The 26,577-nt window shown below is 66.0% G+C and carries 21 protein-coding genes and 3 pseudogenes; 16 read left to right on the top strand and 8 right to left on the bottom strand.

What is annotated here, in order from left to right:
• Positions 1-1,447: 1,447 nt before the first annotated feature.
• A pseudogene (locus tag AAFP30_RS12005) lies at positions 1,448-1,951 on the bottom strand (AfsR/SARP family transcriptional regulator); the annotation flags it as partial.
• A pseudogene (locus tag AAFP30_RS12000) lies at positions 1,934-2,191 on the bottom strand (AfsR/SARP family transcriptional regulator); the annotation flags it as partial. The pseudogenes AAFP30_RS12000 and AAFP30_RS12005, both read right to left, overlap by 18 nt.
• Before the next feature lie 109 nt (positions 2,192-2,300).
• Between AAFP30_RS12000 and AAFP30_RS11995 the strand changes: the two are divergent.
• The 10 genes and pseudogenes from AAFP30_RS11995 to AAFP30_RS11950 all read left to right on the top strand — a co-directional run bounded on the left by AAFP30_RS11995 (position 2,301) and on the right by AAFP30_RS11950 (position 15,473).
• The gene (locus AAFP30_RS11995; RefSeq protein WP_419230135.1) at positions 2,301-3,608 is read left to right on the top strand and encodes an MFS transporter; all 1,308 of its coding nucleotides are present in this window, start codon (positions 2,301-2,303) and stop codon (positions 3,606-3,608) included.
• Between the two features lie 85 nt (positions 3,609-3,693).
• Positions 3,694-4,268 (top strand): annotated as a pseudogene (locus AAFP30_RS11990) (dihydrofolate reductase family protein).
• Between the two features lie 62 nt (positions 4,269-4,330).
• A complete protein-coding gene (locus tag AAFP30_RS11985; protein ID WP_419230134.1) occupies positions 4,331-5,959 on the top strand; it encodes a sigma-54-dependent Fis family transcriptional regulator in 1,629 nt (542 codons plus the stop codon).
• Between the two features lie 156 nt (positions 5,960-6,115).
• Entirely contained in the window at positions 6,116-7,558 is a 1,443-nt protein-coding gene (locus tag AAFP30_RS11980) for an aldehyde dehydrogenase family protein (RefSeq protein ID WP_419230133.1), read from the top strand.
• A 21-nt stretch (positions 7,559-7,579) separates the two neighbouring features.
• On the top strand, positions 7,580-8,689 hold the full coding sequence (locus AAFP30_RS11975) for an NAD(P)-dependent alcohol dehydrogenase (RefSeq protein WP_419230132.1): 1,110 nt from the start codon (positions 7,580-7,582) through the stop codon (positions 8,687-8,689).
• Between the two features lie 7 nt (positions 8,690-8,696).
• Positions 8,697-10,244 (top strand): class I adenylate-forming enzyme family protein, encoded by a 1,548-nt coding sequence (locus AAFP30_RS11970; protein ID WP_419230130.1) that lies wholly within the window; start codon positions 8,697-8,699, stop codon positions 10,242-10,244.
• Between the two features lie 112 nt (positions 10,245-10,356).
• On the top strand, positions 10,357-10,770 hold the full coding sequence (locus tag AAFP30_RS11965) for a PEP-utilizing enzyme (RefSeq protein ID WP_419230129.1): 414 nt from the start codon (positions 10,357-10,359) through the stop codon (positions 10,768-10,770).
• Positions 10,771-10,790: 20 nt separating this feature from the next.
• Positions 10,791-12,227 carry a hypothetical protein gene (locus tag AAFP30_RS11960; RefSeq protein WP_419230128.1) on the top strand — a complete coding sequence of 479 codons (1,437 nt, stop codon included), beginning with the start codon at positions 10,791-10,793 and terminating at the stop codon, positions 12,225-12,227.
• Between the two features lie 121 nt (positions 12,228-12,348).
• Positions 12,349-12,969 (top strand): hypothetical protein, encoded by a 621-nt coding sequence (locus tag AAFP30_RS11955; protein WP_419230127.1) that lies wholly within the window; start codon positions 12,349-12,351, stop codon positions 12,967-12,969.
• Positions 12,970-12,974: 5 nt separating this feature from the next.
• Positions 12,975-15,473 (top strand): pyruvate, phosphate dikinase, encoded by a 2,499-nt coding sequence (locus tag AAFP30_RS11950; protein WP_419230126.1) that lies wholly within the window; start codon positions 12,975-12,977, stop codon positions 15,471-15,473.
• A gap of 123 nt (positions 15,474-15,596) precedes the next feature.
• Here the strand turns inward: AAFP30_RS11950 and AAFP30_RS11945 are convergent, their stop codons facing one another.
• The 5 genes from AAFP30_RS11945 to AAFP30_RS11925 are packed head-to-tail and all read right to left on the bottom strand — an operon-like array spanning position 15,597 to position 18,935.
• Positions 15,597-15,779 (bottom strand): hypothetical protein, encoded by a 183-nt coding sequence (locus AAFP30_RS11945; RefSeq protein ID WP_419230125.1) that lies wholly within the window; start codon positions 15,777-15,779, stop codon positions 15,597-15,599.
• 55 nt (positions 15,780-15,834) lie between these two features.
• The gene (locus tag AAFP30_RS11940) at positions 15,835-16,116 is read right to left on the bottom strand and encodes a BMC domain-containing protein (RefSeq protein WP_419230124.1); all 282 of its coding nucleotides are present in this window, start codon (positions 16,114-16,116) and stop codon (positions 15,835-15,837) included.
• Positions 16,117-16,127: 11 nt separating this feature from the next.
• A complete protein-coding gene (surE, locus tag AAFP30_RS11935; protein ID WP_419230123.1) occupies positions 16,128-16,952 on the bottom strand; it encodes a 5'/3'-nucleotidase SurE in 825 nt (274 codons plus the stop codon).
• Positions 16,949-17,908 carry an HAD family hydrolase gene (locus AAFP30_RS11930; RefSeq protein ID WP_419230122.1) on the bottom strand — a complete coding sequence of 320 codons (960 nt, stop codon included), beginning with the start codon at positions 17,906-17,908 and terminating at the stop codon, positions 16,949-16,951. The genes surE and AAFP30_RS11930 overlap by 4 nt, the downstream gene beginning before the upstream one ends.
• A gap of 22 nt (positions 17,909-17,930) precedes the next feature.
• On the bottom strand, positions 17,931-18,935 hold the full coding sequence (locus AAFP30_RS11925) for a DUF7064 domain-containing protein (RefSeq protein WP_419230121.1): 1,005 nt from the start codon (positions 18,933-18,935) through the stop codon (positions 17,931-17,933).
• Positions 18,936-19,183: 248 nt separating this feature from the next.
• Between AAFP30_RS11925 and AAFP30_RS11920 the strand changes: the two genes are divergently transcribed.
• The 6 genes from AAFP30_RS11920 (at position 19,184) to AAFP30_RS11895 (ending at position 24,388) form a co-directional block, all read left to right on the top strand.
• On the top strand, positions 19,184-19,477 hold the full coding sequence (locus AAFP30_RS11920) for a EutN/CcmL family microcompartment protein (RefSeq protein WP_419230119.1): 294 nt from the start codon (positions 19,184-19,186) through the stop codon (positions 19,475-19,477).
• Positions 19,478-19,575: 98 nt separating this feature from the next.
• A complete protein-coding gene (locus AAFP30_RS11915; protein ID WP_419230167.1) occupies positions 19,576-19,893 on the top strand; it encodes a BMC domain-containing protein in 318 nt (105 codons plus the stop codon).
• A gap of 29 nt (positions 19,894-19,922) precedes the next feature.
• Positions 19,923-21,299: an aldehyde dehydrogenase family protein gene (locus tag AAFP30_RS11910; protein ID WP_419230118.1), complete on the top strand. Its 1,377-nt coding sequence runs from the start codon at positions 19,923-19,925 to the stop codon at positions 21,297-21,299.
• A 79-nt stretch (positions 21,300-21,378) separates the two neighbouring features.
• Positions 21,379-22,014, top strand: coding sequence for a hypothetical protein (locus AAFP30_RS11905; protein ID WP_419230116.1), 636 nt, complete (start codon positions 21,379-21,381; stop codon positions 22,012-22,014).
• Positions 22,011-23,354: a malate dehydrogenase gene (locus AAFP30_RS11900; protein ID WP_419230115.1), complete on the top strand. Its 1,344-nt coding sequence runs from the start codon at positions 22,011-22,013 to the stop codon at positions 23,352-23,354. Before AAFP30_RS11905 ends, AAFP30_RS11900 begins: the two co-directional genes overlap by 4 nt.
• The gene (locus AAFP30_RS11895; protein ID WP_419230114.1) at positions 23,351-24,388 is read left to right on the top strand and encodes an alcohol dehydrogenase catalytic domain-containing protein; all 1,038 of its coding nucleotides are present in this window, start codon (positions 23,351-23,353) and stop codon (positions 24,386-24,388) included. The genes AAFP30_RS11900 and AAFP30_RS11895 overlap by 4 nt, the downstream gene beginning before the upstream one ends.
• Here AAFP30_RS11895 and AAFP30_RS11890 read toward each other — a convergent pair whose 3' ends face one another.
• Complete coding sequence (locus tag AAFP30_RS11890; RefSeq protein ID WP_419230113.1) at positions 24,389-26,545, bottom strand: helix-turn-helix domain-containing protein; 2,157 nt, start codon at positions 26,543-26,545, stop codon at positions 24,389-24,391.
• Between the last annotated feature and the right edge of the window lie 32 nt (positions 26,546-26,577).

The raw sequence follows: 26,577 nt of genomic DNA, 5'->3' as shown, positions 1-26,577 counted from the left end.
GCGCGTGGTCGTCGCCGACCCAGGCCGCCAGGGACGCGAGGGCGAGCCGGACGATGTGGGTTTCCGGGTCGCGGTCATCGGGGACGACGATCGATTCCACCTCGTCGAGGCTGCGCACGGTGAGGTGCCGGTGGGCTTCGTCGGTGAGCTGGCTGAAGGCGAGTACCGAGCCCAGCGTCAGATCGACCAGGGCCACGGTCCGAGGGCGGCACGCACCGTCCGCGGTGGTGGCCGCGGCCATGCGCAGAAGCCGGATGCCGTCGGCCAGTCGTCGACGGAAATACCAGTAGGCGCCGAGTCTTTCGAGCAGATCGATATGGTCGTCGAGGAGTGCCGGGTCGGTGACGACGGACTCGAGGAATGCCACGACTGTGCTGTGGTCGTCGTCGATGCGGGCGAGGTCGCGCGCCGACCGTGAGGTGATGCCCATGGGGGTGGCCGCCAGCAGTGCCGCGACCGCGGTGTCCCGCGCAGCCACTGCCGCTGCAGCTTGGTCGGGTGCGCTGCTGCGGGCGTGATCGGCGACGGTCCGCAGAATGGTGAATCGGGTGGGGCGACGACGATTGCCGCGGATCGGCCAGAGCAGTGAGCGCCGGGTGAACTCGGCGAGGTCGTCGGCGATCGTGGGGCGGTCACCGACGGCGGCGGCGAGTGCCGGTGTGAAGGGGTTGCGCAGTGCGGTCAGGCGAAGGAACAGGTCGAACTGGTCCTCCGGCATGGCGTCGAAGGCCAGTGTGAAGGCTCGTGTCACGGGTTCGGGCACCGCGGTGCCGAGCTGATCGGCGACTTCGCCGACCGAGAAGGTGGCGGTGCGGGCTGCGGCGAGTTCCAGTCCCAGCGGCAGGCCGCCCATGGCGCGGCAGATGCGGTCGAGGTCGGTCCGCTCGTCCGCCCCGACCTCGAGGTGACCGGTAGCAGCCCGGATGCGATCGATGAGCAGGTGCTGCGCGGGCGACGGTGCGTCGCCGCCCGGAGATTCGATCGGCAACGGATGGACCGTCACCGCATGTTCGCCGTCGACGCCGCTTCGTTCGCCGACGCACAGTACCGTCACAGCGGCACACCGCTGCAATACGGTATCGATATCGTTGTCGCCCAGTGGCTTTTGCTGATCGATGGACGGTCGACCATCAAGCACGAGTAGCGCCGACATCGACGACAGGTGGGTGCACACCTGGTCGATAGCCGTGGGGAACTCGGCCGACGGCTGGATGCGCATCGTCTCGAGGATCGCGGTGGCGTCGTCGGTATCGTCACGGCGCGGGATGTACCAGACTCCGTCGTCGAACACGTCCGCGGCGCGTCGGGCCGCCTCGATCGCCAGGCGTGTCTTGCCGACTCCCGGGATGCCGGTCAGGCTAACGGCCCGTTCGGATTCGAGGAGGCGGATCACCTCGGCGAGCTCGGTGTCGCGTCCCACGAACGACGTGTGCTGCGACGGCAATCGGATGTGGCGCACCGCGCGACTGTGGTCGTCGAGGACAAGTCGTTGTGCGGCACGCACTTCGGTGCCGGGTTCGACGCCGAGCTCGGTGGCGAGGAGATCGCGGATGTCACGGTAGGCGGTGAGCGCCTCGGCCCGCTGCCCACCGGCGGCGAGCGCGCTGATCTTCACCGTCCACGCATGTTCGTCGAGCGGATCCCTGGTGATGAGGGCCTGGGCCTCGTCGAGCGCGCGGTCGAGGTCACCGGCGGTGAGGAGCAGGTCGGCACGGCGGGTCAGGAGCGCGGCCCGGACGGTGGTGAGTCGTCGGCGCGCCTGATCGAGCAGGGGCGTCGACGTCGCGGTGGTGAACGGTTCACCGCGCCAGCGGCGCAACACGTGCTCGAGGGCGTCGACGGTGGTGATGCGGGACTGGTCAAGGGCGGCGGCCGCCGCGGTCTCGAAGGCGATCGAGTCGACCGTGACTTCGGTGAGGTCGAGGCGATATCCGGCACGGTCGGTGACGATGGCCGACGGTTCACCGTTCGGCGACAAGGACTTGCGCAGCCGCCAGATCTGCGATTCCAGTGCCCGCTGCGTGCGCTCGGGCGCGTCCGGCCCCCACACCTCGGTGATGAGTGCGGTCGCCGGGACCGGGTGGCCGGCGTGCGCGCACAGGACCGCGAGGATCGTTCGTGGCTTGGCGCCGCCCGGGTCGCACAGCTCGGTGTCGCGTTCGGCGGCGAGCTCGCCGAGGTCGTGGATCACCAGCACCGGCAGGCCTCGGCGTGCCGCGTGGGCGGACGTCTCATTGGTCGAGTGTAGGTGGCCACCACCTCGAACGGGTCGCGTAAACCGACCTTGGGAGAATGGTCGGGTGACCGCAGCACCCCGCACCTCCCAAGCGATGGCGATCTGGCTCGTCGGGCTGGCCGTCTACTTCGTCGCGGTGCTGCACCGCTCGTCGCTCGCGGTCGCCGGACTTCTTGCCGCCGAACGGTTCGACATCAGTGCCTCGCAGCTCTCGACGTTCGTCGTGCTGCAGCTTCTGGTGTACGCGCTGATGCAGGTGCCGGTCGGACTCCTCGTCGACCGATTCGGCCCACGTCGGGTGCTGCTCACCGGCACCCTCATCCTCACCTGCGCCCAGCTGAGTTTCGCGTTCGCCGACAACTACGTCTGGGCGCTGTCGTCGCGATTTTTCGTCGGGGTCGGCGACGCCATGACCTTCGTGTGCGTGCTGCGGTTGGTGACGATCTGGTTCCCGACCCGACGCATCCCGCTGATGACCCAGCTGACCGGTGTGCTCGGCCAACTCGGTGCAGTCGCCGCTGCGGTGCCGATGACCTGGGCGCTCTCGACACTGGGCTGGACGCACGCCTACCTGCTGACCGCTGCGCTCGGCGCGATACTGCTGGTCGCTGCGCTGGTGATGGTGCGGGACTCGGTCGACGCGCGTTCGGTCTCCGGGCCGATGCTCGGCCTGGCCGGGATACGTCAGAGCGTCGCGGCGTCGTGGGAACATCCGGGGACCCGGCTGGGCTTCTGGATGCACTTCTCCACCCAGTTCAGTGCGACCGTCCTCGGATTGCTATGGGGCTACCCGTTCTTCGTCCAAGGACAGGGCCTCAGTTCCGGATCCGCCGGCGTGCTGCTGACGATCATGGTGCTCTCCATCATGGCGTTCGGGCCGGCGTTCGCGTGGCTGATCACCCGATGGCCATGGCATCGCTCGACCTTGGTGCTGTTGGTGATCGCCTCGATCGCGACGATGTGGGCGGTGGTGCTCGCGTGGCCGGGTGACGCGCCGTACTGGGTACTCGTCGTGCTGGTCGTGGTCTGCGGAATGGGTGGTCCCGCGTCGATGGTCGGCTTCGACGTCGGACGCACGTCCAACCCGATGTTCCGGGTGAGCACCGCCACCGGCATCATCAACCAGGGCGGTTTCTTCGCCAGCCTCATCACGGTGGCGATGATCGGCATCATCCTCGACTGGCGTACCCCGGACGGCGTCGACGGCTACACGTCTGACGCGTTCACCTGGGCGATGTCGGCACAATTCCTGCTGTGGGCCGTCGGGGCGACACAGATCTGGCGGTACCGCCGCAAGGGCCGCAACCGTCTCCTCCGCGACGACCCGGTGCTGTGGTCGCAGCAGTCGGGGCGAGCGGTACCGGACAACTGACGCTCTGCTCTGGTCTGAGCGATGAATTCCGCTGTGGTGATCCGTCTGTACCTGCAGACCAGATCAACACACACCGGAGGCCATCATGTCCACCACCTACACCTTCGACGTCTTCTGCACGCTCGACGGATTCGGTTCCGTCAGCGGCGGTGACTGGGGCGGATACTGGGGCAAGCAGGGTCCCGAACTCCTCGACCACCGCCTCGCTCTGTTCACCCCAGAACAGCGAATGATCTTTGGGCCCAACACCTATCGGTTGTTCACCGAGCTGTTGAAGGGCGATGATATGTCGGTGTTCGATCCGTGGGTCACTCGGATGCGCAACCTGCCGATGACAGTGTGTCGAAGACCCTGGACGGTCCGCTCGATTGGCCGGACGGCGCCGTCGTCCATGGCGACGCGGTCGACGTCGTCGCACGTCTCAAGGAGGAATCCGACGTACCCTTGCGGTCGCATGGAAGCCTGGCGATGAACCGGTCGTTGATGGCCGCCGGCCTCGTCGACCGGGTACACGTGACGCTGTTTCCCGTCATCACCGGGCGAAACGGTGCCGACCCGATCTTCGCCGGCGCTGCCGACTTCGATCTCGAACTACTCGAGACGCGGACGTTGGACGGCAGTATCCAGGAGCTCGTGTATCGGCCGACGCTGCATTCGTGAGCCGCACCACAGTCCATCGCTAGACTGGCAGGCGACCTCGTCGAGAACTGTGAGGGTGCACCATGTCGTTGGACTCCGAAGCCGACCTGCGGCCCGAGATCGCTCTCGGATGGCGGAGGTCGCTGATGAGCGGCCTCGACCCGGGCATGGAGGTCAAGGAGTCGACGATCTTCGAGGTCGACCGGCACAGCCGCTTGATCCGGGCCGCCGACCCCGTCCTCACCCGGATGGCCGACGAACTCAACGACACCCGGTTCTCGGTCCTGCTCGCCGATCACGGCGCGCGAATCGTCGACCGCCGACGCAGCAACCGGGTCCTCGACCGTCACCTCGACCGGGTCAAAGCGGTACCCGGGGCGCAGTACGTCGAAGAGGTCAGCGGCACGAACTCGCTCGCGACGGCGTTCGAATTGCGCAAGCCCATCGCGGTGACCGGTGACGAACACTTCCTGGAGGCGCTGCGCGTCTTCTGCTGTTACGGCGCCCCGATCATTCACCCCATCACCCGTCGCCTCGAGGGTGTGCTGGACGTGACCGGTCCCCGCGAGGATCTCAGCAACCTCCTCGGTCCCTTCCTCATGCGTGCCGTCCGCGACATCGAGCAGCGCCTGCAGGAAGGCTCTCGCCTCACCGAACAGCGCTTGTTTGCCGAGTTCCAGCAGGAATCGGCGCGCCGCAAGTCGGCCATCCTGCTCTTCGGCGAGAACCTCGCCCTGAGCAACGCGGCCGCGATGGACCTCATCACCACCGACGACCATCCGACGTTGCGGGCGCTGGCCGAGGATCTCGACAACCACGACCGGCTGACGCGAACCCTCTCGCTGACCTCCGGACGGTCGGTCGATGTGCATGCGCGTCTCGTCGAGGGTGGTCGCGACGGCGTCATCATCGAGGTCGTCCCCACCCGGGAATCCGGTGCACGACCGACGGTACGGCGGTCCCCGTCGGGAATCGAACGGCGCGTCGTTTCGATCGTCGGGGCGCCGGGTGCCGGAAAATCCACGCGCGCTGCGCAGATCGCCGGGGATGAGGCGCTCATCGTCGACTTCGCCACTGCCGCAAGTCAATCCATCTGGCGCCCCCAGGTTGCTGATGCGATCCGTGCCGAGAAGCCGCTCGTCTTCGACAATCTTCATCTCTGCGAGACGCGAGATGCGGCGACCATCCGCATGCTGACCGCCGACGCCAAAGGTGTTGTGGTCCTGGTGACGTCGGCGGACACCGAACTCGGGGGCGAACTGCGCGCACTGCTGTCCACCGCGGCGGAGCATGAAACGCTTCCGCTCGTTCGTGATGTCGGCGCCCGGTTACCGCAGATCGTGCACGACATCCTCGAGCGGGTGACCGCGTCGAACGACGTGCCGTCGGATGCGGCCGATCGGTTGCGGATGACCCCGTCGGCGCTCGACGTCCTCATCGAGCAGGAATGGCCCGAGAATCTGACCGAGTTGACGCGCGTGCTCCGGATCGCGGCACGCGGACGCACTCGCGGCGACGTCACCGTCGAGGACCTACCGAGCACGCATCGTGTGCGTCCGTCCCGGACCCTCACGCCCCTCGAGCGTGCCGAACGCGCGACGATCCTTTCTGCCCTGCGTGACTCCGACGGCAACAAGGCGGCCGCGGCGACCGCACTCGGAATCGGGCGAAACACCCTTTACCAGCGACTTCGCTACTACCAGATCTCCTGACAGGAGTATCTGCGGCCCGATCACACTCCCCGGGGGAGTGTTCGAAATCAGGACACTCGGCGCGTCCGAGCCGGACCACAGTGATGAGTGCCATAGTTACCACCCTGGGTGCCCGGGATCCCTGTCCGGTCACACCGCCGTTGCCGAGGAGGCCACGTGAGCGCGCCGACAGACGTCAAGTACGTCAACATCATCAATGGTCAAGCGACGGGAGCGGACACCAACGCACCGGTCTACAACCCGGCCACCGGGCAGCCGTTCGCCGAGGTACCTGTCGCCACCCGAGACGACCTCGATCGCGCGGTCGCCGCCGCCCGCGACGCGTTCCCGGCGTGGTCGGCGACCCCGATCGCCGAGCGGCAGGCCATCGTCTCGGCCATCGGCGACCGACTCGAGGAGCATGCCGAAGAGTTCCTGGCGTTGCTGACCGCCGAGCAGGGCAAGCCGCGCCCGATGGCCGAATGGGAGGTCTACGGCAGTGTCGCGTGGTTCCGTGAGATCGCCAAGCAGGAACTGCCTGAGGACCTTTTGGAGGAGACGTCGGAGCGCAAGGTCATCAGTCGCCACACGCCGCTCGGCGTCGTCGGCGCGATCGTGCCCTGGAACTTCCCGATTCTGCTTGCGGTGTGGAAGATCGCGCCCGCGCTCGTGTCCGGCAACACCATCATCGTCAAGCCGTCACCGTTCACCCCGCTCTGCGATCTCAAACTGACCGAACTCGTGCAGGATCTCCTTCCGCCGGGTGTGTTCAGCGCGCTCGCCGGCGACGACGACCTCGGCAAGTGGATGACTTCGCATCCCGGCATCGACAAGATCGCGTTCACCGGCAGCACCGAAACCGGAAAGCACGTGATGGCGTCGGCGGCGGGAACTCTCAAGCGGGTCACCCTTGAGCTCGGTGGCAACGATCCGGCTATCGTGCTCCCCGATGTCGACCCCAAGAAGGTTGCGCCGCAGATCTTCTGGGCGGCGTTCCAGAACAACGCGCAGTTCTGCAACGCCGCCAAGCGGATCTACATCCACGACGACGTCTACGACGCGGTGCGCGACGAGCTCGTCGAGTTCGCGAGGACCGTTGTGGTCGGCGACGGTTCACAGCCGGACACGCAGCTGGGGCCGATCCAGAACCGTCCACAACTGGAGAAGGTGACCGAGTACTTCGACGACTGCAGGGCCAACGGCTACACCTTTGCCCTGGGCGGCACGATCGACACGTCCTCCGACGGCTGGTTCGTGCCCGTCACTCTGGTCGACAACCCGCCGGAGGATTCGCGGCTGGTCGCCGAGGAGCCCTTCGGGCCGATTCTGCCGCTCCTCAAGTGGTCCGACGAGGCCGACGTGATCCGGCGCGCCAACGACACCGTGTGGGGTCTCGGCGCCACCGTGTGGGGCGCCGACCTCGAGGCGGTCGAGCGTATCGGCCGGCAGCTCGAGGCCGGCACGGTGTGGCTCAACGAGGTTCACGAATACTCGCCGCACCAGGTCTTCGGTGGTCACAAGCAGTCGGGCATCGGTGCGGAGAACTCGTTGCACGGTCTGGCCGAGTACACCAATCATCAGACCGTGTGCCTCAACCGCTCCGAGGGCTCGGTCGCCTGATCGCCGAAGGAGTACCTGATCATGAAAACTCAAGCAGCAGTGCTGAAAGCGGCGAGCACCGATCTCGAGATCACTGAACTCGACGTCGCCGAGCTGCAACCCGGTGAGGTGCTGGTCCGGATAGCGGGAGTGGGTGTCTGCCACACCGACCTCGGCGTGATCGCCGCGCCGGCCGACGGCCAGACGCCGATCGTGTTGGGACACGAGGGTTCCGGAGTCATCGAGGCGATCGGCTCCGGTGTCACCCAGCTCGAGGTCGGGGACAGCGTCGTGCTCTCCTACGCCCACTGTGGGGCCTGCGACAACTGTGAGAGCGGGGTTCCGCAGCATTGCCGGGAGTTCATCCCACGCAACCTCACCGGTGCCCGCGTCGACGGGACGACTCCGCTGAGCGAAGACGGGTCGCCGGTGCTGGGTGCATGGTTCGGTCAGTCGTCGTGGGCGCGGCACGCGGTCGTCGACGAACAGAACGCGATCAAGGTCGACGCCGATCTGCCGTTGGAGATCCTCGGTCCGTTGGGCTGCGGTATCCAGACCGGTGCCGGCGCCGTACTGAACACGTTGAATCCACCGTCCGGCACCTCGATCGCGATCTTCGGAGTCGGTTCGGTCGGACTCGCGGCGCTGCTGGGCGCGGTGGTCGCCGGATGCACCACGATAGTCGCGGTCGACATCGACGACTCCCGGTTGGAGACCGCTCGCGCGTTCGGCGCCACGCACACAGTGAACTCCTCGACGGTGGACGCCGTGGAGGAGATCGTCCGGGTCACCGGTGGCGGTACGCGATTCTCGGTCGACTGCATCGGTTTGCCGACGGTTGTGTCCGCCGCGATCAACTGTCTGCAGACGCCGGGCACATGTGCGACTGTCGGGTTCCAGGGCCTGCCCAACCAGTTGCCGATCGACCAGGGAAACCTATTATTCGGGAAGTCGCTGATCGGGGTGATCGAGGGCGACGCCGTTCCGCGAGAGTTCATTCCGCGGATGATCGAGCTCTACCGGAAGGGACGCTTCCCATTCGACAAGCTGATCGAACGCTTCTCCTTCGCCGAGATCAACATGGCCATCGACGCTGCCCATCATGGCAAGGTCACCAAGGCCGTACTCGTCCTCGACGACGCGGAGGGCTGAGGTCGACATGGCAACTCCACGCCCCGCGGTCGGCCTCGCCGAACTGCTTCCCTGGGCGGCTGAACGACACCCTGATCGCACCGCACTGATCACCTCCACACGGACACTCACCTACGCCGAGCTCGACGAACTCTCCAACCGCGTGGCATCAGCTCTGGCGGCCAACGGATTCGAGGTCGGCGACGTCGTGTCCCTGTTCGGACAGAACAGTTGGCAATGGATCGTCGCCTATCACGGTGTGCTGAAGGCCGGGGGTGTGGTCAACCCGGTCAACGTGATGCTGACGGGTCCCGAACTGCGGTACGTGCTCGACGATTGCGGGGCGAAGGCCCTGTTCCTCGGCGCCGCGGAGGCCGCTCGAGTCGGTAAGGAAATCTCGGATGTTCCTCTGGCACTGAGGGTTACGTTGGATACCTCATTCGATGAGCTGCTCGACAAGGGCAGTCCGGAACCGGTGGTACTGCCCGAGCGGGCGGGCCGGGATCTGGGCAGCATCGGCTACACATCGGGCACCACCGGACATCCCAAGGGCGCCATGCAGTCGCTGGAATCGGTACTGCTCAACTGCGCCCACACCGCAACGATGCACGGCAAGACCGAGCATGACGTCATTCTGTCCGCCCTGCCAGCTGCCCACGTCTACGGCAATGTCGCCATCAACGGCACGTTCCTCGCCGGAGGCACCGTAGTGCTGATGGAGCGGTTCAATCCGGATACTGCGCTCGAACTCGTTGCGCGTCATGGTGTCACCGTGTTCGAGGGCGTGCCGACGATGTACTCGATGCTGCTCGCGTCGCCGCATCTCGGATCTGCGGATCTCGGTTCGATCCGGGTGAGTACGGTTGGCGGACAGACGTTCTCGCCGGTGATCATCGAGCGGTGGGAGGCCCGCACCGGGGCCCCGTTGCTCGAACTCTGGGGGATGACCGAGCTGTCCGGACTTGGCACCACTCACTCGGTGTACGCGCCGCCATGTCCCGGATCGATCGGGGTGTCGTTGCCCGGCAACGATATTGCCGTGGTCCCCACCGACGGATCGGCTGGACCGGTACCAGTGGGGCAACCTGGAGAACTTACCATCCGGGGGCCGCTGGTGATGCTGGGTTATCACGGTCGACCCGAGGCCACGGCCGACGTGCTGGGGCCCGACGGATGGCTGCGCACCGGCGACGTGGCCTACCTCGACGAGGGTGGCCACGCCTTCATCGTGGATCGATTGAAGGACATGATCATCACTGCCGGCTATAACGTCTACCCGGCGGAGATCGAACGCGTTGTGGCCGCACATCCCGACGTGGCCATGGTGGCCGTCGGGCGACGCCCCGACCCGATCAAGGGGGAGATCGCGGTCGCGTATGTCGTCGCTCGCGCCGGCACCAGCCCGGACGCCGACTCGATCCTGACGTTCTGCGTCGATCTACTGGCCGCCTACAAGCGGCCGCGAGACGTCGTGTTCGTCGACGCGCTGCCGACGACATCGTCGGGAAAGCTGCTTCGACGCAAGCTTTCGGAGTTCGACCCCGCGGCCGGCACGAGCACTATCCCGCAGGGATAGACCACACCATTCATGTCTGTCTCGCGAGCGAGTGCGGTGCACCACACCACAAGCGCATTGTGAGCTTAGGAACATCACACGCCGGGGGTCCGGCTGAGGAAGAGGAGATTCCATGCAGGTCATCGCAGAGGGCTACAACGCCTTCGAAACATCGAAATCCCCAGTGGGCGAGGTGAAGTATCTCGACTCGCCGCAGGACGTCATCGAGGTTGTGCAGTCCGGCAAGCTCGGCGAGTACGTCCTGCTGGTGCGGGGCGGCACCACGACGTTCCTCACCCCCGCGCTGAGCATGGGCGCGATCGGCGTCATCACGATGTCGGGCGCACCCGAATCTCATCTCGGGATCCTGTCTCGGGAGTTTCAGATCCCCTGTGTCATGACCGCCCACCTCACCGATAGTGAGTCCCGCTACGAGGTCGGCAATACCGACGAATCGCACTTCGTCGAGATCACCGAGGCGTTGGTCGGCAAGAAAGTCCAACTGCTCTGTGACGATGACGAAACCGGCCGCGTGAGCCTCGTCTGACGACCTGGAGGGAATAGATCATGACCATCAACGCAGAAGCCGGCGCCAAGGCCACCTACAAGGACCGCTACCGACCCGAGGACGACGGATTACGTTTCCAGGACCTGACTTTCGAGGGCAACTTCGTCGGTCTCGAACCCGTCACCGACGGCATCCTGGGCGACAAGATGATGCGCTCTCGCGCCAAGAGCAAGGTGCTCGAGAAGGTCACCAAGGACGACGTCCTCAATGACCAGTTCACCCTCGACGAGCTCAACGACCTGAACAACTATCTGGCGTGGAACATCTGGGACACCCTGGTGATGCGCGCGACCGAGGGTGTCTCGGGCATGATCCCGCGACAGGAGTACGAGATCCTCGCGTTCATGCACGAGTTCTACCGGTGGCCGGAGTTTCTCCGTCTCGCCACCGACACCGTCGGTGCGCAGGGGCTGCTCGACATCGGTGCCTCGGCTCGCCGCGAGGTCGGCACCAAGGTGAACTCCGTGCACGACTGGTGCATCGGCGCCGTTGGATTCGGTATGGGACGTTGCGGACTCCTCGCTCTCGAGGCCATCGGACCCGATGAGTACGTCGAAGAGTCCAACACGATGCTGAAGTTCATGCAACGCATCCTGTGGGGCAAACGGCAGGACGGCTACATCCTCAACTCACAGGACCGCTATCGGTGCGCCATCCACGACGACGACTTCCTGCAGACCCTCACCGAGCAACTGGTGCCGCTGGAAGAAGGCGCTCCGGATCACTCGGCCTTCACCAGGTTCAACGCCGCTGCCGAACTGCTGGCGTTCCTGCAGCACTTCGACAATCGACTCGGTCTTGGTGACACGGGACCGTATGAGCTGCCCAACGGCAACCTGCTGATCCTGCGTGACCTGTTCGTGAACGAACCGATCTACCACTGGTCGGACGTGTGCGAGGACGCCGGACTGCCTTACTCCTACACCGTGGCCATCGAGATCGACCCGAATGCCATGGGACTGCAGGAGATCCGCGTCAACGATATCTCGACGACATTCACCCGGCCGAAGAACTACATCCCGGCCATCGTCGGCGGACGGGTGTTCGCCCGGGCCAAGCACGACAGCCCGATGAGCGAACTGCGGTCGCTGTCCATCGAGGAACTTGCCGGCGAACTCCCCAAGGTGCAGGAGGCCACGCTCAAGCTGTACCGCAAGATCTCCACCATGTGCCGTCGCGACCTGATCTGGTCGGGACACTACGTCTACTACATCGACATGATCCTGCCGTATCTGCGCCGCGCCGGCGTGTATGAGAAGTGCGTGCGGGACCTGCAGATGTGGGAGGTGGACCAGCGGGTGTCGAACTACTACTACGACATCACCAAGCGCGGATTCGCCCAGGAAGTGGTGCCGCAGAAAATCTTCTCCGGACGCGGCTACCTTCCATTCGGCGAGAACGCCGATCTCCGGTCCTCCAAGTACAAGTGGCTCTGAGGAATTGAGCGACCTGGATCGTCCAACGTAGGTCGTGACACCTCGCGGTGGTCGCGCCCGGTCGCGTCGTCGCGCCGGGCCCGGCCACCGCTTCGGTGTCCGCGCAACAGCTAGGAACCCCATGCCATCAACACTTCTCGACAAAGATCTCTACGACGCACTCAATGCGGTGGCGCTCAAGAAGATGTCCACCGTCGCCGGCGTCGCCGATGTCACCACCCTCGACCTCGAGGCCGCACAGACCGCTCTCTCTGCGTTGGCCGAGCGCAACCTCATCGTGCTCGTCGGTGACAACGCTCTACCCACCGACTCCGCTGCCGAGGTGCTCTCCGACTCCGCGTCGGCGATCTACGCCGACGTACGCACCGATCCCGCCGTACTGCGGGTCGCCGACAAGTTCGAGGACGTGAATTCACGCTTCCTCAAGGCGATGTCGGCGTGGCAGCAGATCGAGGTCGGCGGGCGAAAGATCACCAACGACCACTCCGATCCCGACTATGACATGAAGATCATCTCCCAGATCGACAAGCTCGTATCGCGATTGTCGGGCCTGCTGGAGACCTTGGGCGAGCGAGACCCACGTTTCCGTCTCTACATCACCCGATTCCGTGACTCGTCGGACAAGGTCGACGCCGGCGATGTCGCGTTCGTGTCCGACCCGACCCGGGACTCCGTGCACAACATCTGGTTCGAGTTTCACGAGGATCTTCTGCGCACCCTGGGCCGGAAGCGAAAGGAATGACCGTCATGGGAGCCGCACCGGCCGAACACACCCTGCTCACCCGTGCCTTCACCGATCCCGGGGAAGCGGATCTCGATGCCGTGGGAGGTAAGGGATTCGGACTGATCGAAATGACCCGCAACGGATTACGCGTACCCCCGGGCTTCGTGATCTCCACCGCGGCCTGTCACGCCTACCTCGCTGCCGACGAATTGACCGCAGAACTCGTGGCCGAAATCCGCTCGCGACTCCGCGATGTGGAGAAAACGACCGGAAAGACCTTCGGCGGGGGACCGCTGCCGCTGCTGCTCTCGGTCCGTTCCGGCGCACCCATCTCCATGCCCGGCATGATGGACACGGTGCTCAACCTCGGAGTGAGCCGAGAGTCGGCGGTGGCGCTCGCCGAGGCCACCGGCAGCCCACGGTTCATGGCCGACGTCGTCTTCCGATTCCACGGCATGTACGCCGAGACCGTCCTCGACGCCTTCGAGGTCCCCGACCGCGACGAACTCGGCACGATACTCGCGGGACTCGACGACGCGGCAGCGCCGGCTGAGGTCTACGACGCGGTGTGGTCTTACTGTGCCGACAAACTCGCCGAGGACTGCGACGACGAGGTGCCCACCGACCCCGACGCACAGTTGATCGGAGCCGTGGAAGCCGTGTTCCGATCCTGGAACACCCGCCGCGCGGTCACCTACCGAGAGGTCCATGGCATCCCCCATGATCTCGGCACCGCCGTGGTGGTGCAGTCGATGGCCTTCGGAAACCTCGACTCCCACAGCGGTTCCGGGGTCGTGTTCTCGCGCAACCCGGTGACCGGCGAACCGGGGATGTTCGGCGAGTATCTCTCGGCCAGTCAGGGCGAGGATGTCGTCGCCGGCACGCGCACCCCCGACCCGGTCCAGACGATGACTGAATCGGTACCCGAGGCCTTCGCCGAACTCGTCGAGACCTGCGCCACGATGGAGCGACAGCGCCAGGATATGCTCGACATCGAGTTCACCGTCGAACGCGGAACGCTGTTCATGCTCCAGGTACGCAGTGCCAAACGTACTGCACGCGCGGCGATCCGCATCGCCACCGACATGTATACCGAAGGTGTTGTCGATGCGACGACCGCGTTGCGGTCGGTGTCGCTGGATCAGGTCCGCAATGTCCAACGACCCGGCTTCGACCCGCAGGAACTTGCTGCGGCCAAGGACGCCGGCCGGATCATCGCCACCGGCGTCGGCGCCTCACCCGGCCAGGTGGTCGGTGCACTGTACTTCGATTCCGAGGCCGCGCAAACCGCGGCGAAGAACGGACGGTCCGCGATTCTGGCGCGTCCGGTGACCAGCCCTACCGACCTTCACGGCATGATCGCCGCCGACGGGATCGTCACGGCCACAGGCGGATCGACGTCACACGCCGCAGTCGTCGCCCGCGCATTGGGCACCACCTGCATCGTGGGGTGCGCTCAGCTGCAGATCGACCCGGTGGCCGGGACGATGACGGTAGGCGAGCGGACCTGGCGCACCGGCGACGAGGTGAGCCTCGACGGGTCAACCGGTGAGATCATCGCCGGCACGATCGATCTCGTCGACGGCGCGGCGGGCGACGGTGACGGATTGGCGGCACTGCTCGAGATCGCGGCAGCCACCGCCGACACCGAGGCCGAGATCCTCGGGCGGGCATACACGGTGGATCAGGTCGGTGAGCTCATTGAGCGTGGTGCGCGCGGACTCGTCTCGGCTGTCGACGACGTCCTGGCGACTGACGGCTCACTGGATCGGATCATCGCGGGTCTCGAAGGCGGACAGGAACTCTCGACCGCAGCAGCGGACCTCGAAGAGGCCATCGCCACCGCGTTCGGTCCGCTGTTCGCGGCCGCGGGAGCAACCGAGTTTGACGTCCGCGGTCTGGACTTCCATGACGATGATGTCGCAGAGATGTTCGCCATCTCCACTCTGTTCGCCGTGCACCCGCAGGTGGCGATGCCCCTGGGCTCGCCGGAACTTGTCGCCGCGCAGCTCAAAGGCCTGACACGAGCCGCGGAGAATACCGGTGCGACAGTCTGCTTCGTCAGCCCCCGCACCAGCGGGCGTGCCGAGGCCTCGGCGCTGCGTTCGCTCCGGGATAAACTCGGCCTGGACATCAAGGTCGGCTGCTACGTGACCAACACTCAGGGAGTCCTGGAGATCCCGGAGATCGCCGAAGAGGTAGATCAGGTGTGGTTGGAGCTGCAGCGGCTCCAGGCGGCGACCTATGGAGTGCCGCAACGTCATCTGCTCACCGCGGAACCACTGGACAGCTATGTGCGGGACGGATTGATCGACATCGATCCCCGCAAGCAGGTCGGTCCCTACGTCGAGAAGATCATCGACGACGCGTTGGTGCGGCTGAGCTCACCGGCGCAGTTGAGTGTTCGCCTGGCGGGCACGGTATCCGATGACACGGTGAGGCTGCTGCGCCGCAAGGGTATACAACGCATTGCCGTCGGACACGACGAGCTACGCCCCACTCGATTGGCGATGGCACGGTAGCGCGACCGATGCCGCACAACGAATCGCCGCACCACTTAAAGGAATGGTGCGGCGATTCGTTGTGTAGGGGGCGCGTCATGGCGGCGATGATGCTCTGGTGCGGGAGACCGATGGCTCAGACAATCAGGTCGGCGAATAGACGTCGCGGAGTGCGTTGCGGCGCACCGGATCAAGGGTGATGCGAGGATCGTCGAGCGCCGTCAGCAGGCGCCGTGCGTAGGTCAGACGATCGATGCCGAAGCGCACAAAGATGTCCTCGTCCGACCCCCCGCCGAATCGATACCAGCGGAGCGCGAAGTCGATCATCCGGACCACGTCCGACCTCTGAGCTCTGTCGGACTCTGGGCTCATGGGCGTCAGGTCAGGAAGGGAAGGACTCATCGATCACTACCTCTGCTTCCGGATGGGGACGCGGAATCACATGTGACGCATACAGTTCGCCAACGCGTGCGGCGGCGGCAACGCCGGCGGCGACCGCGGCCTGGACGGCACCCACATCGCCGTGCACCATCACGGTCACCTGCCCGTTCCGCAGCGCGCGGCAACCGTCGAGGGTGACATTGGCCGCCTTGACCATTGCGTCGCCCGCCTCGATGGCGCCGACCAGTCCGCGGCACTCGATCATTCCTACTGCACTCGCCATGTCGTTGCTCCTCACTCGATGTGTTCGGGTGGTGTTGGTGTTGGTGTTGGTGTTGGTGTTGGTGTTGGTGTTGTTGCCGGCGCCGATTCGGCCCACGCAATCGCGGCATCGCCGGTGAAGCTCAGCAGGGACACCGTCGGATGGCCAGCCTCCACGAGGCTGATGTCGGTGCCCGGATCGCGGATGATTCGCGGTGGCACTGCGGTCGTCCCGTTGGCCCGGTGGAACCGCTCGATGAACGGCACCAGGGTGGGTACGGCACCGCGGGCCCGCCAGTCGGCCTGCACCAGAGGCGCATCCAGTGTCGGCGCGTTGGGCACGTTGATGTTGAACACCGAACCACGCGGCGAACGCACGAGATCATCCAGCACACCGGCGACCAGGGTCTGCGCGGTCTGCCAATGGCGTATTGCGTCGTCGGGTTGGTCATCGCAGAAGAGGGAGACCGCGACACCGACCGCGCCATGCGCGGCACCGACAATTGCGGCGCCCGCGGTCCCCGAATGCAGCACTCCCGAGCCGAGATTGGACGCATCGTTGATGCCCGACAGCACGACGTCGGGTACCGGGCCCAGCTGTCCCGTCATTGCCAGTAACGCGATCATTCCGGGATGGGCCGCAGCGACCCGGATCTCGTTGCTCAGCGGGCCGGATGCCCGGGTGGTGATCACCGGTGACGCGTCGGGATCACGCCACAGGCCAGCGGCGCTTCCGCTCGATTGCCGATGCGGCGCAACCACATGCACGTCATGTCCGGCCTGTTCGGCGACCTCGGCCAGCGTGAGCACCCCAGGACTGTCGATGCCGTCGTCGTTGGTGACGAGAATGGTGCTCATGTCATGGTCCGGAGGATCGCCGCGGCCAGTGCCGGATCAGGACGCCGCAGCCGTGTTGCGCTGGAATCCACCACCGTGGCGGCAGAGGAGCTCACCACGGTGGCGGGGATCTGGGGTGCGGCGGCACGTCGCCGCTCGCGTCGCCGTCGGGCCGCCTCGACTTGTCGCCGTGCGACCGATACAGACTGCGCTGGCTCGAGAGGGCCGGCGTCGGCAGCGGGAGTCGCGCACGTGCAGGTCTCCTCGGCGCGGCCATAGAGGTGTGCCAGGAGTTCCTGCGGCCAGATCGCCACGAATTCGGCTCCCGCGGCGAGCAATTGCTCTTCGGTGTGCATACCCCAGGCGACGCCGACTGCCCGAATGCCGGCCCGACCCGCCGCCTCGACATCGCCGACCGTATCCGTGATCAGGACAACCTCGCCGGGATCGGCCGGCGGACGGGGCTCGAGCGTCCCGGTCACCGTCGGCTCGTCGTAGTACGCCCGGCACAGACGACCGGAACCCGATGCCGCGTCCGCGAGGAAGCGGGCGATGCCGGCCGCCTTGTCGGGTTCCACATCGCCCCCGAAGACATGGGCGAAGCAGTACTCGAGATGGTTGGCGCGCAACACCCGTCGCACCACCGCGGTGGTGTTCGACGACAGTACCGCCAGCCGGGAGTGCGGCACCATCGTCCGGACCACGTCGATCAGGCCGGGTACCATCGCCGGTGCGTAGTGGCTGTCGAGTGCGGCCATGAACTCGCCCACCACGACATCGGCACGATCCTCGGTCTCGCAGACCGCGCGGAGCGATGCGAAGAAGTTGCCCGCGAACAGGTGGTAGAACTTCTCGGCGCTGTCGACGGCCAGGTCGTGGCGGGCCGCGATCGGAGCGAACACCTGCCACGACGCCTCGCGGGTCTGGACCAGGGTGCCGTCGAGATCGAAGATGACCGCGGTGGGCGGTGGGCACATGGTTGTTGTGTCCCTTCGGGGGTCAGATGTCTCCGGAATAGATCTTGCAGAGGTGCTGGGGGCCGATGAAGTCCTGGATTTCGCCCCAGCCCTTCGCAGTCGGGTCGCCGTCGTAGCGCCATTCGGCGAGCACGTTGTAGCCGACCGTCCCCGGCCCGGCCTGCCACGGGAACGAGGTGCGTCCCAGACCGGTGAGTCGATGATGCTGACCACGGCTGTCGGTAAGCTCGAGTTCGACCGATTGGGCGAAGAACCCGCGTCGGACGGTACGGCCGGTGGCCTCCGAAAGTCCGTACAGCTGACCGTGATCCATCACGTACCCGTGCGCCAGGGAGAGATCGGTGGCAGCGTCGGGCCCGGCGTCCGGATCGAAGTCGAGGATGGCGTGCACTGCGAAGTCCTCGGAGAAGTGCGCGTGCAGCCAGCTCATCGTGTGACCCTGGTGCTCGTCGCGTAGTCCCCAGCTGTGATCCATCGTCGAGACACAGTTCACCGGGTAGGTGCGTCCACGAAGCTTGATCTCACCCTCGAACCTGCCGGTCTGATCGAAGTGTCCGGCGTAGGCCTCGCCCCAGGCGAAGGTGTCGTCACCCTCGGCCTGCGCGAGCGCCGCTGCGACCACCGGATCCTGCTTGGGGTCGTGGATGTCGAACGCATCGGCGAGTGCGGTGTAGCGGAAGGCGACGGCGACGCCGTCGCCGTTGTCGAACTCCACGTCCCAGACCTTGTTGGGTTCGGGCGAGGACACTTTCAGCCCATTGGCCAGCTGGTAGTCCCGGAGATTGCGTGGTTCGGGAATGGCGAGATGGTGCTGCGCATCCCAGTACTCGGCCTGCCACGGCGCCTCGACGAGCTTCGAGTTCATTGCGACCGTCGAGATGACGACCCCCACATTGGGCCGGAACAGTGCGTACACACCGACATTCAGGTGTGCTTCGGGAACATAGAAGCCGAAGAAGTTGGTCTCTGCCCAGGTCGGGTCGGCACTGGTCGGTTGGTGGAAATCGGCATCGATGTCGTCGATCATGGTCGCTCCTTGTCTGCGCGTACACCCTTCCGGGCGCGCACCTCGTGCGTGTCTCCCAGCCTGCCTGCCACCGGCGACGGACGTCACCTCCATGAGAGACAAACGGACCGGCCAACATTGTCCTCCGACGATAGGAGGTGACCTGTGGTGCGGTGCTTACCGTGTGTCGTGTTCACCACGGACCACCGCGGTTGACAGGCAATCGGACCGAGCCGCATCGCCGACGGTCCCCAGAACAGGAGGACTCCATGCGTGTCGCAAAGGTGGTCGGGCAGGTCGTCTCGACGGCCAAGCCGGATTCCATTGCCGGACGGACCATCCTGCTGTTGACCGACATCGATCCGGCACATCCCGACGATGTCGGAACCGGGTCCTACGCGGCCGTCGACCTTATCGGAGCGGGACGCGGCGAGGTGGTGCTGGTCGCGACCGGCGGTGCGGCCCGCATGGACTCGGCCACGACGACGGCACCGGTCGACGCCGCGGCCATCGGCATCGTCGACAGCCTCGTCGTCGACTCGGAGGTGACCTACGAGAAATGACCACGACCACCATGAAGACCCCGGCGTCCGGTGCAACCACCGCAACGCCACCGAAAACTCCTGCACCGCAGGAACACACAGAGAAGAAGGACACCACAATGGCACCTCAGGGCACTGCTACCCGCGGCGCGGGCGCACTCGGCTTGATCGAGACCAAGGGACTCGTCGGCGCGATCGAAGCGGCCGACGCGATGGTCAAGGCGGCGAATGTCCAGTTGGTCGGACACCGGGAGATCGGCGGCGGACTGGTCACCATCATGGTTCGCGGTGACGTGGGCGCGGTCAAGGCCGCCACCGACGCCGGCGCCGTCGCCGCGGGCAAGGCAGGCGAAGTCGTCTCGGTCCACGTCATCCCACGTCCGCACGAGGAGACCGAGAGTGTGCTCGCGATCCTGACCCGCCCGAAGGGCGCCTGAGTACCTGCGCGAGCTGAAAGGCAGAAGAGATGACAGCAGTCCTCGACCCCGATCTCGCAGCGCTTGCCGACGTCCGGGCTCAGGTCGCCGCCACCAAGGCGGCGTACGACGCCATCGATGGCGCCGATCAGGAGTATCTCGACAACATCGTCCGGGCGATGGCGCAGGCGGGCTACGCGGCTGCCGACCAGCTGGCCCGTATGGCGGCCGACGAGACCGGGTACGGCGTCTATGAAGACAAGATCATCAAGAACCGCTTCAACACCGGTTTTGTCGCGGACTGGATGCTCGAGCGTCGTGCGGTCGGTGTGTTGTGGGCTGATGAGGCCAACAAGGTTACCGCCATCGGGACACCGATGGGGTTGATCGCCGCCATCATCCCTGTCACCAACCCGACGGCGACGGTGCTCTTCAAGAGCCTGGCGGCGGTCAAGGCGGGCAATGCGGTGGTCCACGCACCGCATCCGCGCGCCGCGAAGTGCTCCCTGGCCGCGGCCGAGATCATGGCCGAGGCGGCCGCGAGGGCCGGGGCCCCCGAGCATCTGGTGTCCTGCCTGCAACAGCCGACGCTGGCCGCGACCGCCGAACTGATGTCACATCGCGATGTCCGCCTGGTTCTGGCCACCGGGGGTCCGGGCATGGTCGCTGCCGCCTACTCGAGCGGCAAGCCGACCATCGCGGTGGGTGCGGGAAACGTTCCGGCCTACGTGGATTCATCGGCGGCCGACATCCCCGAGGTCGCCACCATGCTCATCAGTTCCAAGTCCTTCGACAACGGAACCGCCTGTGTGGCGGAACAATCGGTGGTTGTCGACGCGCCGGTCGCCGACCGGTTGATCGCCGAGATGACCCGCGCGGGCACCGCATGGCTCGACGCCGGGCAGCAGTCCGCCTTGGCCCGCACCCTCTTCGACGAACGCGGCGGACTGCGTCCGGATGCCGTCGGCCAATCGGCGACCAAGCTCGCGCAGATGTCCGGGTTCTCGGTACCGGCGACCACCAAAGTGCTTGGTGCCGAACTCGATCGGGTGGCTGCCGACGAGTTGCTGTCACGGGAGATCCTCGGTCCGGTGTTGACGGTTTACCGGGAATCGGGGTCGGAAGCCGGGTGGCGACGCTGCCGGGAGATCCTCGCGCTCGGCGGTGAAGGCCACACCGTGGCCATCCACGCGTCGGACCCGTCGGTCATCGCCGCGTTCAGTGAGTTGCCGGCCGGGCGGATCATCGTGAACAGTCCCGCCCTCTTCGGCGGTATGGGCTACTCCTGCAATGTCGATCCGTCCTTCCAGCTCGGTACCGGCACCTGGTCGGGATCGATCTGCTCAGACAACGTCACCCCGCTGCATCTGGTCAACATCAAACGGGTGGCGCACCTGGCCCGCCCGTGGCGCGGGGTCTACGAGTGACCTCCGATCACTATCCCGTGCAGCGGTCTTCGCGGTCAACGTCGCATCACCACTTCATCTCACCAACGAGGATCACGTCATGAGCAACCAGGCAACGCTGAGAACGTACGCATTCATCGACCGCATGCAACCGCAGTGCGCCGCGCACGTCGCCGCCACGAGCCCCGGCGACCCACCCCTGGCAGGAATGTCGGAGCTGTTCGTCGAGATGGCGCCCGGCAACGAGGTCTTCAAGGCTGCCGACGTCGCCCTCAAGGCGGCTGGCGTGCGTCCGGCCATGCAGATCATCGAGCGCGAATTCGGTTTGCTGGAACTGCATTCGGAACATCAAGCAGATGTCCTGGCCGCCGGTGACGCCTTGCTCGGCGAACTCGGCATGAGCGAATCCGATCGCATCAAGCCCGTGATCGCGTCGACGCAGTTCATCACCAACGTGCACGGGTACCAGGCTCAGCTACTCAACAAGTGGCGCAAGGGATCGCTGCTGATGCCGGGCGACAGCCTGTTCGTCCTGGAATGCGCGCCGGCCGCCTATATCGCGTTGGCCGCCAACGAAGCCGAGAAAGCTGCAGACATCAGCGTGATCGAGATCCGGGCCGTCGGTCGCTTCGGCCGGTTGTTCGTGTCCGGCGGCGAGAGTGAGGTGGCAACCGCGCGGGACGCCGCGGTCGCCGCACTCGAGGCGCTCGACGGCGTGGAGGAGGCCAAGCGATGACCGTCCATGGCGCCGACTCGGTGGATGCCGTTCTCGCCGCCGGTGCAACGCAACTGGTGGTCGGGCGCACCGACATCGTGACCCCGCTGGCCCGCGAACGTGCCCGCGACGCCGGGGTCGAGATCGTCGTCGGCGGTGCCACGTCACCGGCCGGGACCGGCGAGGCGACCACTTCTCCTGCTGCGCAATCCCGTCCGACGAACGGACGAGCAGCGACGCCACGCGCGGGCCGGCCTGCGGTGGACGCCGAAGCTCTGCCGCTCCTCCGTCCACCATCGCCCGCGCTCTTTCGCCGCGGAGCGCCGTTGGCCGCCGCGGTGCGCATCGACAGATCGGGCTCCGTGGCAAGTGCCGGCAAGGATTCGGTGGCGAGCGGACGAGTACGGCGGGTCACTGTCGTCGGCGCCGGCAATGTCGGCATGATCGCGGCGATGCGCCTGGCCGAGAGTGACGCCATCGACGAGGTGGTGCTCGTCGACATCGCCGGTCAGCGCGCCGCCGGTATCGCCCTCGACATCACCCACGCCGCACCGCTTCTCGGGTTCTCCACCCGCGTACGAGGAGTCAACACCCTGGCGGAGGCCGGACCGTCGGAGTATGTCGTGATCACCGCAGGCAAGGCCCGGACACCCGGCATGAGTCGCACCGACCTGGTCGAAACCAATGCCGCGATCGTCGGGGCGCTCGCGCGTGATGCCGTCGAGGTCTCGCCGAATACGGTGCTGCTCGTCGTCACCAACCCGCTCGACGAGATGACCCAGCATGCCTGGCAGGTGTCCGATCTCCCCGCCAGTCGGGTGATCGGGATGGCCGGAGTGCTGGACAGCTCCCGATTCGAGGCGCTGACTGGGCTCGCCGCGGGAGTCCACCCGCGCGAGGTCTCCGCACTCGCGCTGGGAAGTCATGGCGGTGAGATGGTGATGCCGCTGTCGCAGGCGACGGTCGGCGGCATACCGATCGCCCGGTCCCTGCCGGCGCCCGAGGTCGACGCGCTGGTCGATCGAGCGCGTAACTCCGGCGCCGAGGTGGTCGGATTGCTGAAAACCGGTAGCGCGTTCTTTGCGCCGGGTCTGTCGGCGGCACGCATGGTGCTGGCCATGATCCGGGAGACCGGTGAGCTCCTGGCGGCAACCGTTGCGCCACAGGGTGAATACGGGATCAACTCGGGATATGTGGGATTGCCGGTCCGACTGAACCGCGCGGGTCTCGCGCAGATCGTCGAATTGCCGTTGACCACTACCGAACTCGGGGAGTTGCGCACAGCCGCGGACCGGATCGCCGAACGAGTGCAATCACTCGAGTCGGCCGGCGTCGCCGCGGATGCGGGTCGCCGGACATGAAGGCCGTCGTCTACCGCGGACCGGAAACCGTTGAGATCGCCGACATTCCCGAACCGGTGATCGCCGACCCCGCCGATGCGATCGTCGAGGTGACCCGCGCCGGAATCTGCGGCACCGACCTGCATCTCACCCATACAGGTGACGGACTGGCCGCAGGCAACGTGCTGGGTCACGAGTTCGTCGGTGTCGTCGTCGCGGTCGGTGCCGCGATCCGTGGGGTGCGCACCGGCGATCGCGTCGCCGGGGCCGATTTCACCGCCTGCGGAGCATGCTGGTGGTGTCGCACCGGTGACCAGTGGGAGTGTCCGCAACGCTCGTTCTTCGGCAGCGGTACCGTCTTCGGCCCGCAACTCGACGGCGCGCAGGCCGAACTCGTGCGGGTGCCGTTCGCGGACGTGACCCTGCAACGCCTGCCGGATGAGTTGTCCTGGGACGCAGCGCTCTTTCAGGGTGACATCCTGGCCACCGGCTACAGTGCGGTACGCCGAGCGCAATTCCGGCCGGGCGCAACGGTGGCCGTCGTCGGCGGCGGACCGGTCGGACAGATGACCAGCCAGGCCGCCCAAGCCAGTGGTGCCGGTCCGGTCGTGGTCATCGAGCCCGTGGAGGATCGTCGGGCACTCGCCGAGCGATGCGGTGCCATCGCCACCACCCCAGACGAAGCCCGGTCGGTGATTGACGCGCTCACCGACGGTCGAGGCGCCGACGTCGTCGTCGAAGCCGTGGGCGGCAGCCGCGGGCTCGAGACCGCACTCTCGGTGATCCGCCGTCGTGGCATCCTGGTATCGGTTGGTGTGCATACCGATTCATCCTGGGAGATGCCGGTGGCACGAGCGTTTGCCGACGAGCTCACCGTCTCCTTCGCCATCGGCAACGCCATCCGCCACCGCGACGAACTCGCCGCGTTGCTCAGCGCGGGCGTGATTGATCCGACGGTCATCATCGACAACCGCATCGGCATCGACGACGCGGTGGCCGGCTACGACGCGATGCGATCGCGGCGCAGCGTGAAGACGGTGATCGCGTTCGACTGATCAGTCCGTCAAGGTCTGATCTGCTTGTTCGGATACCTCGATGAGCCGCAACGCGAGGTCGGCGCGCATCCGGTCGCTGTGCTGGGACAGGTCCAGTCCGGTCAGCTTGCGGATGCGGTCGAGTCGATACGCGAGCGTCTTGTGATGGATGTAGAGCAGATCGGCGGCATCCTTCTGCGAACAGTTGGAGTCGAAGTAGGCACGCAGTGTCTTCATCAGCGAGCCGTCGTTGGCCGTGTCATATTCCTGCAGGGGACCGGTGATCTCGTGGACGAAGGACTGGAAGTCGGCATCCTCATGGCCGAGCAGCAGGCGGACGATGCCGAGATCGTCGTAGAGTGACGCAGAGCCGAGCCGCCGGGACGCCGCGAGAGCTGTCCGGGCCTCGGCGAACGCCTCCGGGAACTGACTCGGATGTTCGCGGGCATTGCTCAGGCCCCACGAGAACGTGATCTCGGGATGGCCCGCGGACAGGTGCGTATTCAGCGCGCGCAGGAACTCTCGCGATCGATCCCGATCGGCGATGGGAATCAGCGCGACCAGGCGGTTACCGCGGGTTCCGGCCAGCGTCGGTTGAGCGGGAATTGTCATGGCACGCAATGACTCGAGAATCGACCGACGCATGCGGTCGGTCGACGACACACTCCATTCCTCCTGATGTGCCAGCGAATCCAGGTTCTCGATCGAGCCGTACAGCACCCGGTGAGCACCACGCAGCCAGACCCCCATCTGCTGCGCGCGACCCCGGGCGGCCGAACGCTGCTCGTCCGAACCGTCCATCAGATCCCACAGGACCTGATCGAGGGCCTCGGCCCGGGCGAGGCTCGCGGCGCGTTGCTGGAGATGGAACAGCGCGCAGGCCAGAGCGGCCTGTGCGCAGGCGACCTCGGTCCGATCGTCGCTCGCCTCGCTGCCCTGCGCGCACACCATCCCGAACCCATCGCTGCCGAGCTCGATCGGATGGATCCAGATGGGTTGTCCGTCAGACGACATGGCGCGGTCGTGGTCGTGATGCAGCGCCGCACGCCAGGTGGCACAAGCTTCTTCGATATCGGCGGTGGCCGTATCGCGCGGGTAGACTGCCTCGACAATCCCGTCGGCGGTGACCACGGCGACGGTCCCGCCGAGGTACTCGGTGAGGACCCGCGTCACGCGCGCGAAGACGGCCCCGTTCTCCAGCACGATGTCGATCAGCGATTTCTGCAGGTGTGCGGTTTCGTCGAGGAGTTCGATCTGTGACTGCAACCGGCCACGGGTCGCCTCGAGGTCGGTCAACGCTGTGCGCTGCGAATCGTACAGTCGCGCATTGTCGATGGCGATGGTTGCGAGGTCTGCGAGGGCCTCGAGACGTCGAACATCGCGATCGGTGAAGTTCGAGTAGCGTCGCCGCCACACCTCGAGCACGCCGACGAGATCATCACCCTGCATCAGCGGCACCGCCAACGCCGATCTCGTCTCCTCCTGCTCGGCCAGCGACATGAAGTCGCCACTGATCCGATTGTCCTGCAGATAACTGTCGATCTTGGCGGCTGCTCTCGTTTCGAAGACCAGGCCCGCGACACCCTGGCCCTTGCTCATCCGCAGCCGGGACGTCTCGACAAGTCGATGTCCGACACACGATTTCATCCTGAGCTCGGCACCCTCGCGGAGGAACACGCCGCAGATGTCGGACTCGCTCATACGCAGGGTCTCGGTGGTGATCGTCAACAGCACCTGATCGAGGTCGGACACGCTGAGTACCTGCTTGGCGATGTCGCCGACGACGATCGACTCGTCGTGGTAGTCGTTCACCTCGGTGCGTGCGCGGTGCAGGTCGCGAACCAGGCTGAGCCACACGCATACCCGGGCCAACAGGTCGAGATCGGCCTCGGTCAGCGACGTGTTGCCCACCAGCGCATACTCACCGACCGCGCGGCCCGCCGCCGACAACGGGCCGCTTCGGAACTCTAGTGCGGTGTAAGCGGTCTGGTCCAGTGAGACCGCGGCCGCGTCGATTGAGGTGCCGACCGTGCCCCATGCCAGGTCGTCGTACCGGGCGAGGGTCAGCGAAGCGTCGTTCCGGCACGCCGCCTGCACCGCGGACTCCGCTTCGGATGCCGTGTGCACCACCGTCGCCAGCAGGAGGTCGAGGGAGCGGCGGGTGGACTCGGTCAACATAGGAGCTCGCTTCGACGACGGACTCCGTGGTC

Origin of the sequence: Gordonia sp. CPCC 205515 (genome assembly GCF_048537925.1) — a bacterium.
Classification (GTDB): domain Bacteria; phylum Actinomycetota; class Actinomycetes; order Mycobacteriales; family Mycobacteriaceae; genus Gordonia.
Note: the sequence above shows the minus strand (reverse complement) of the source record. Positions and strands in the feature narration are given on the sequence as shown.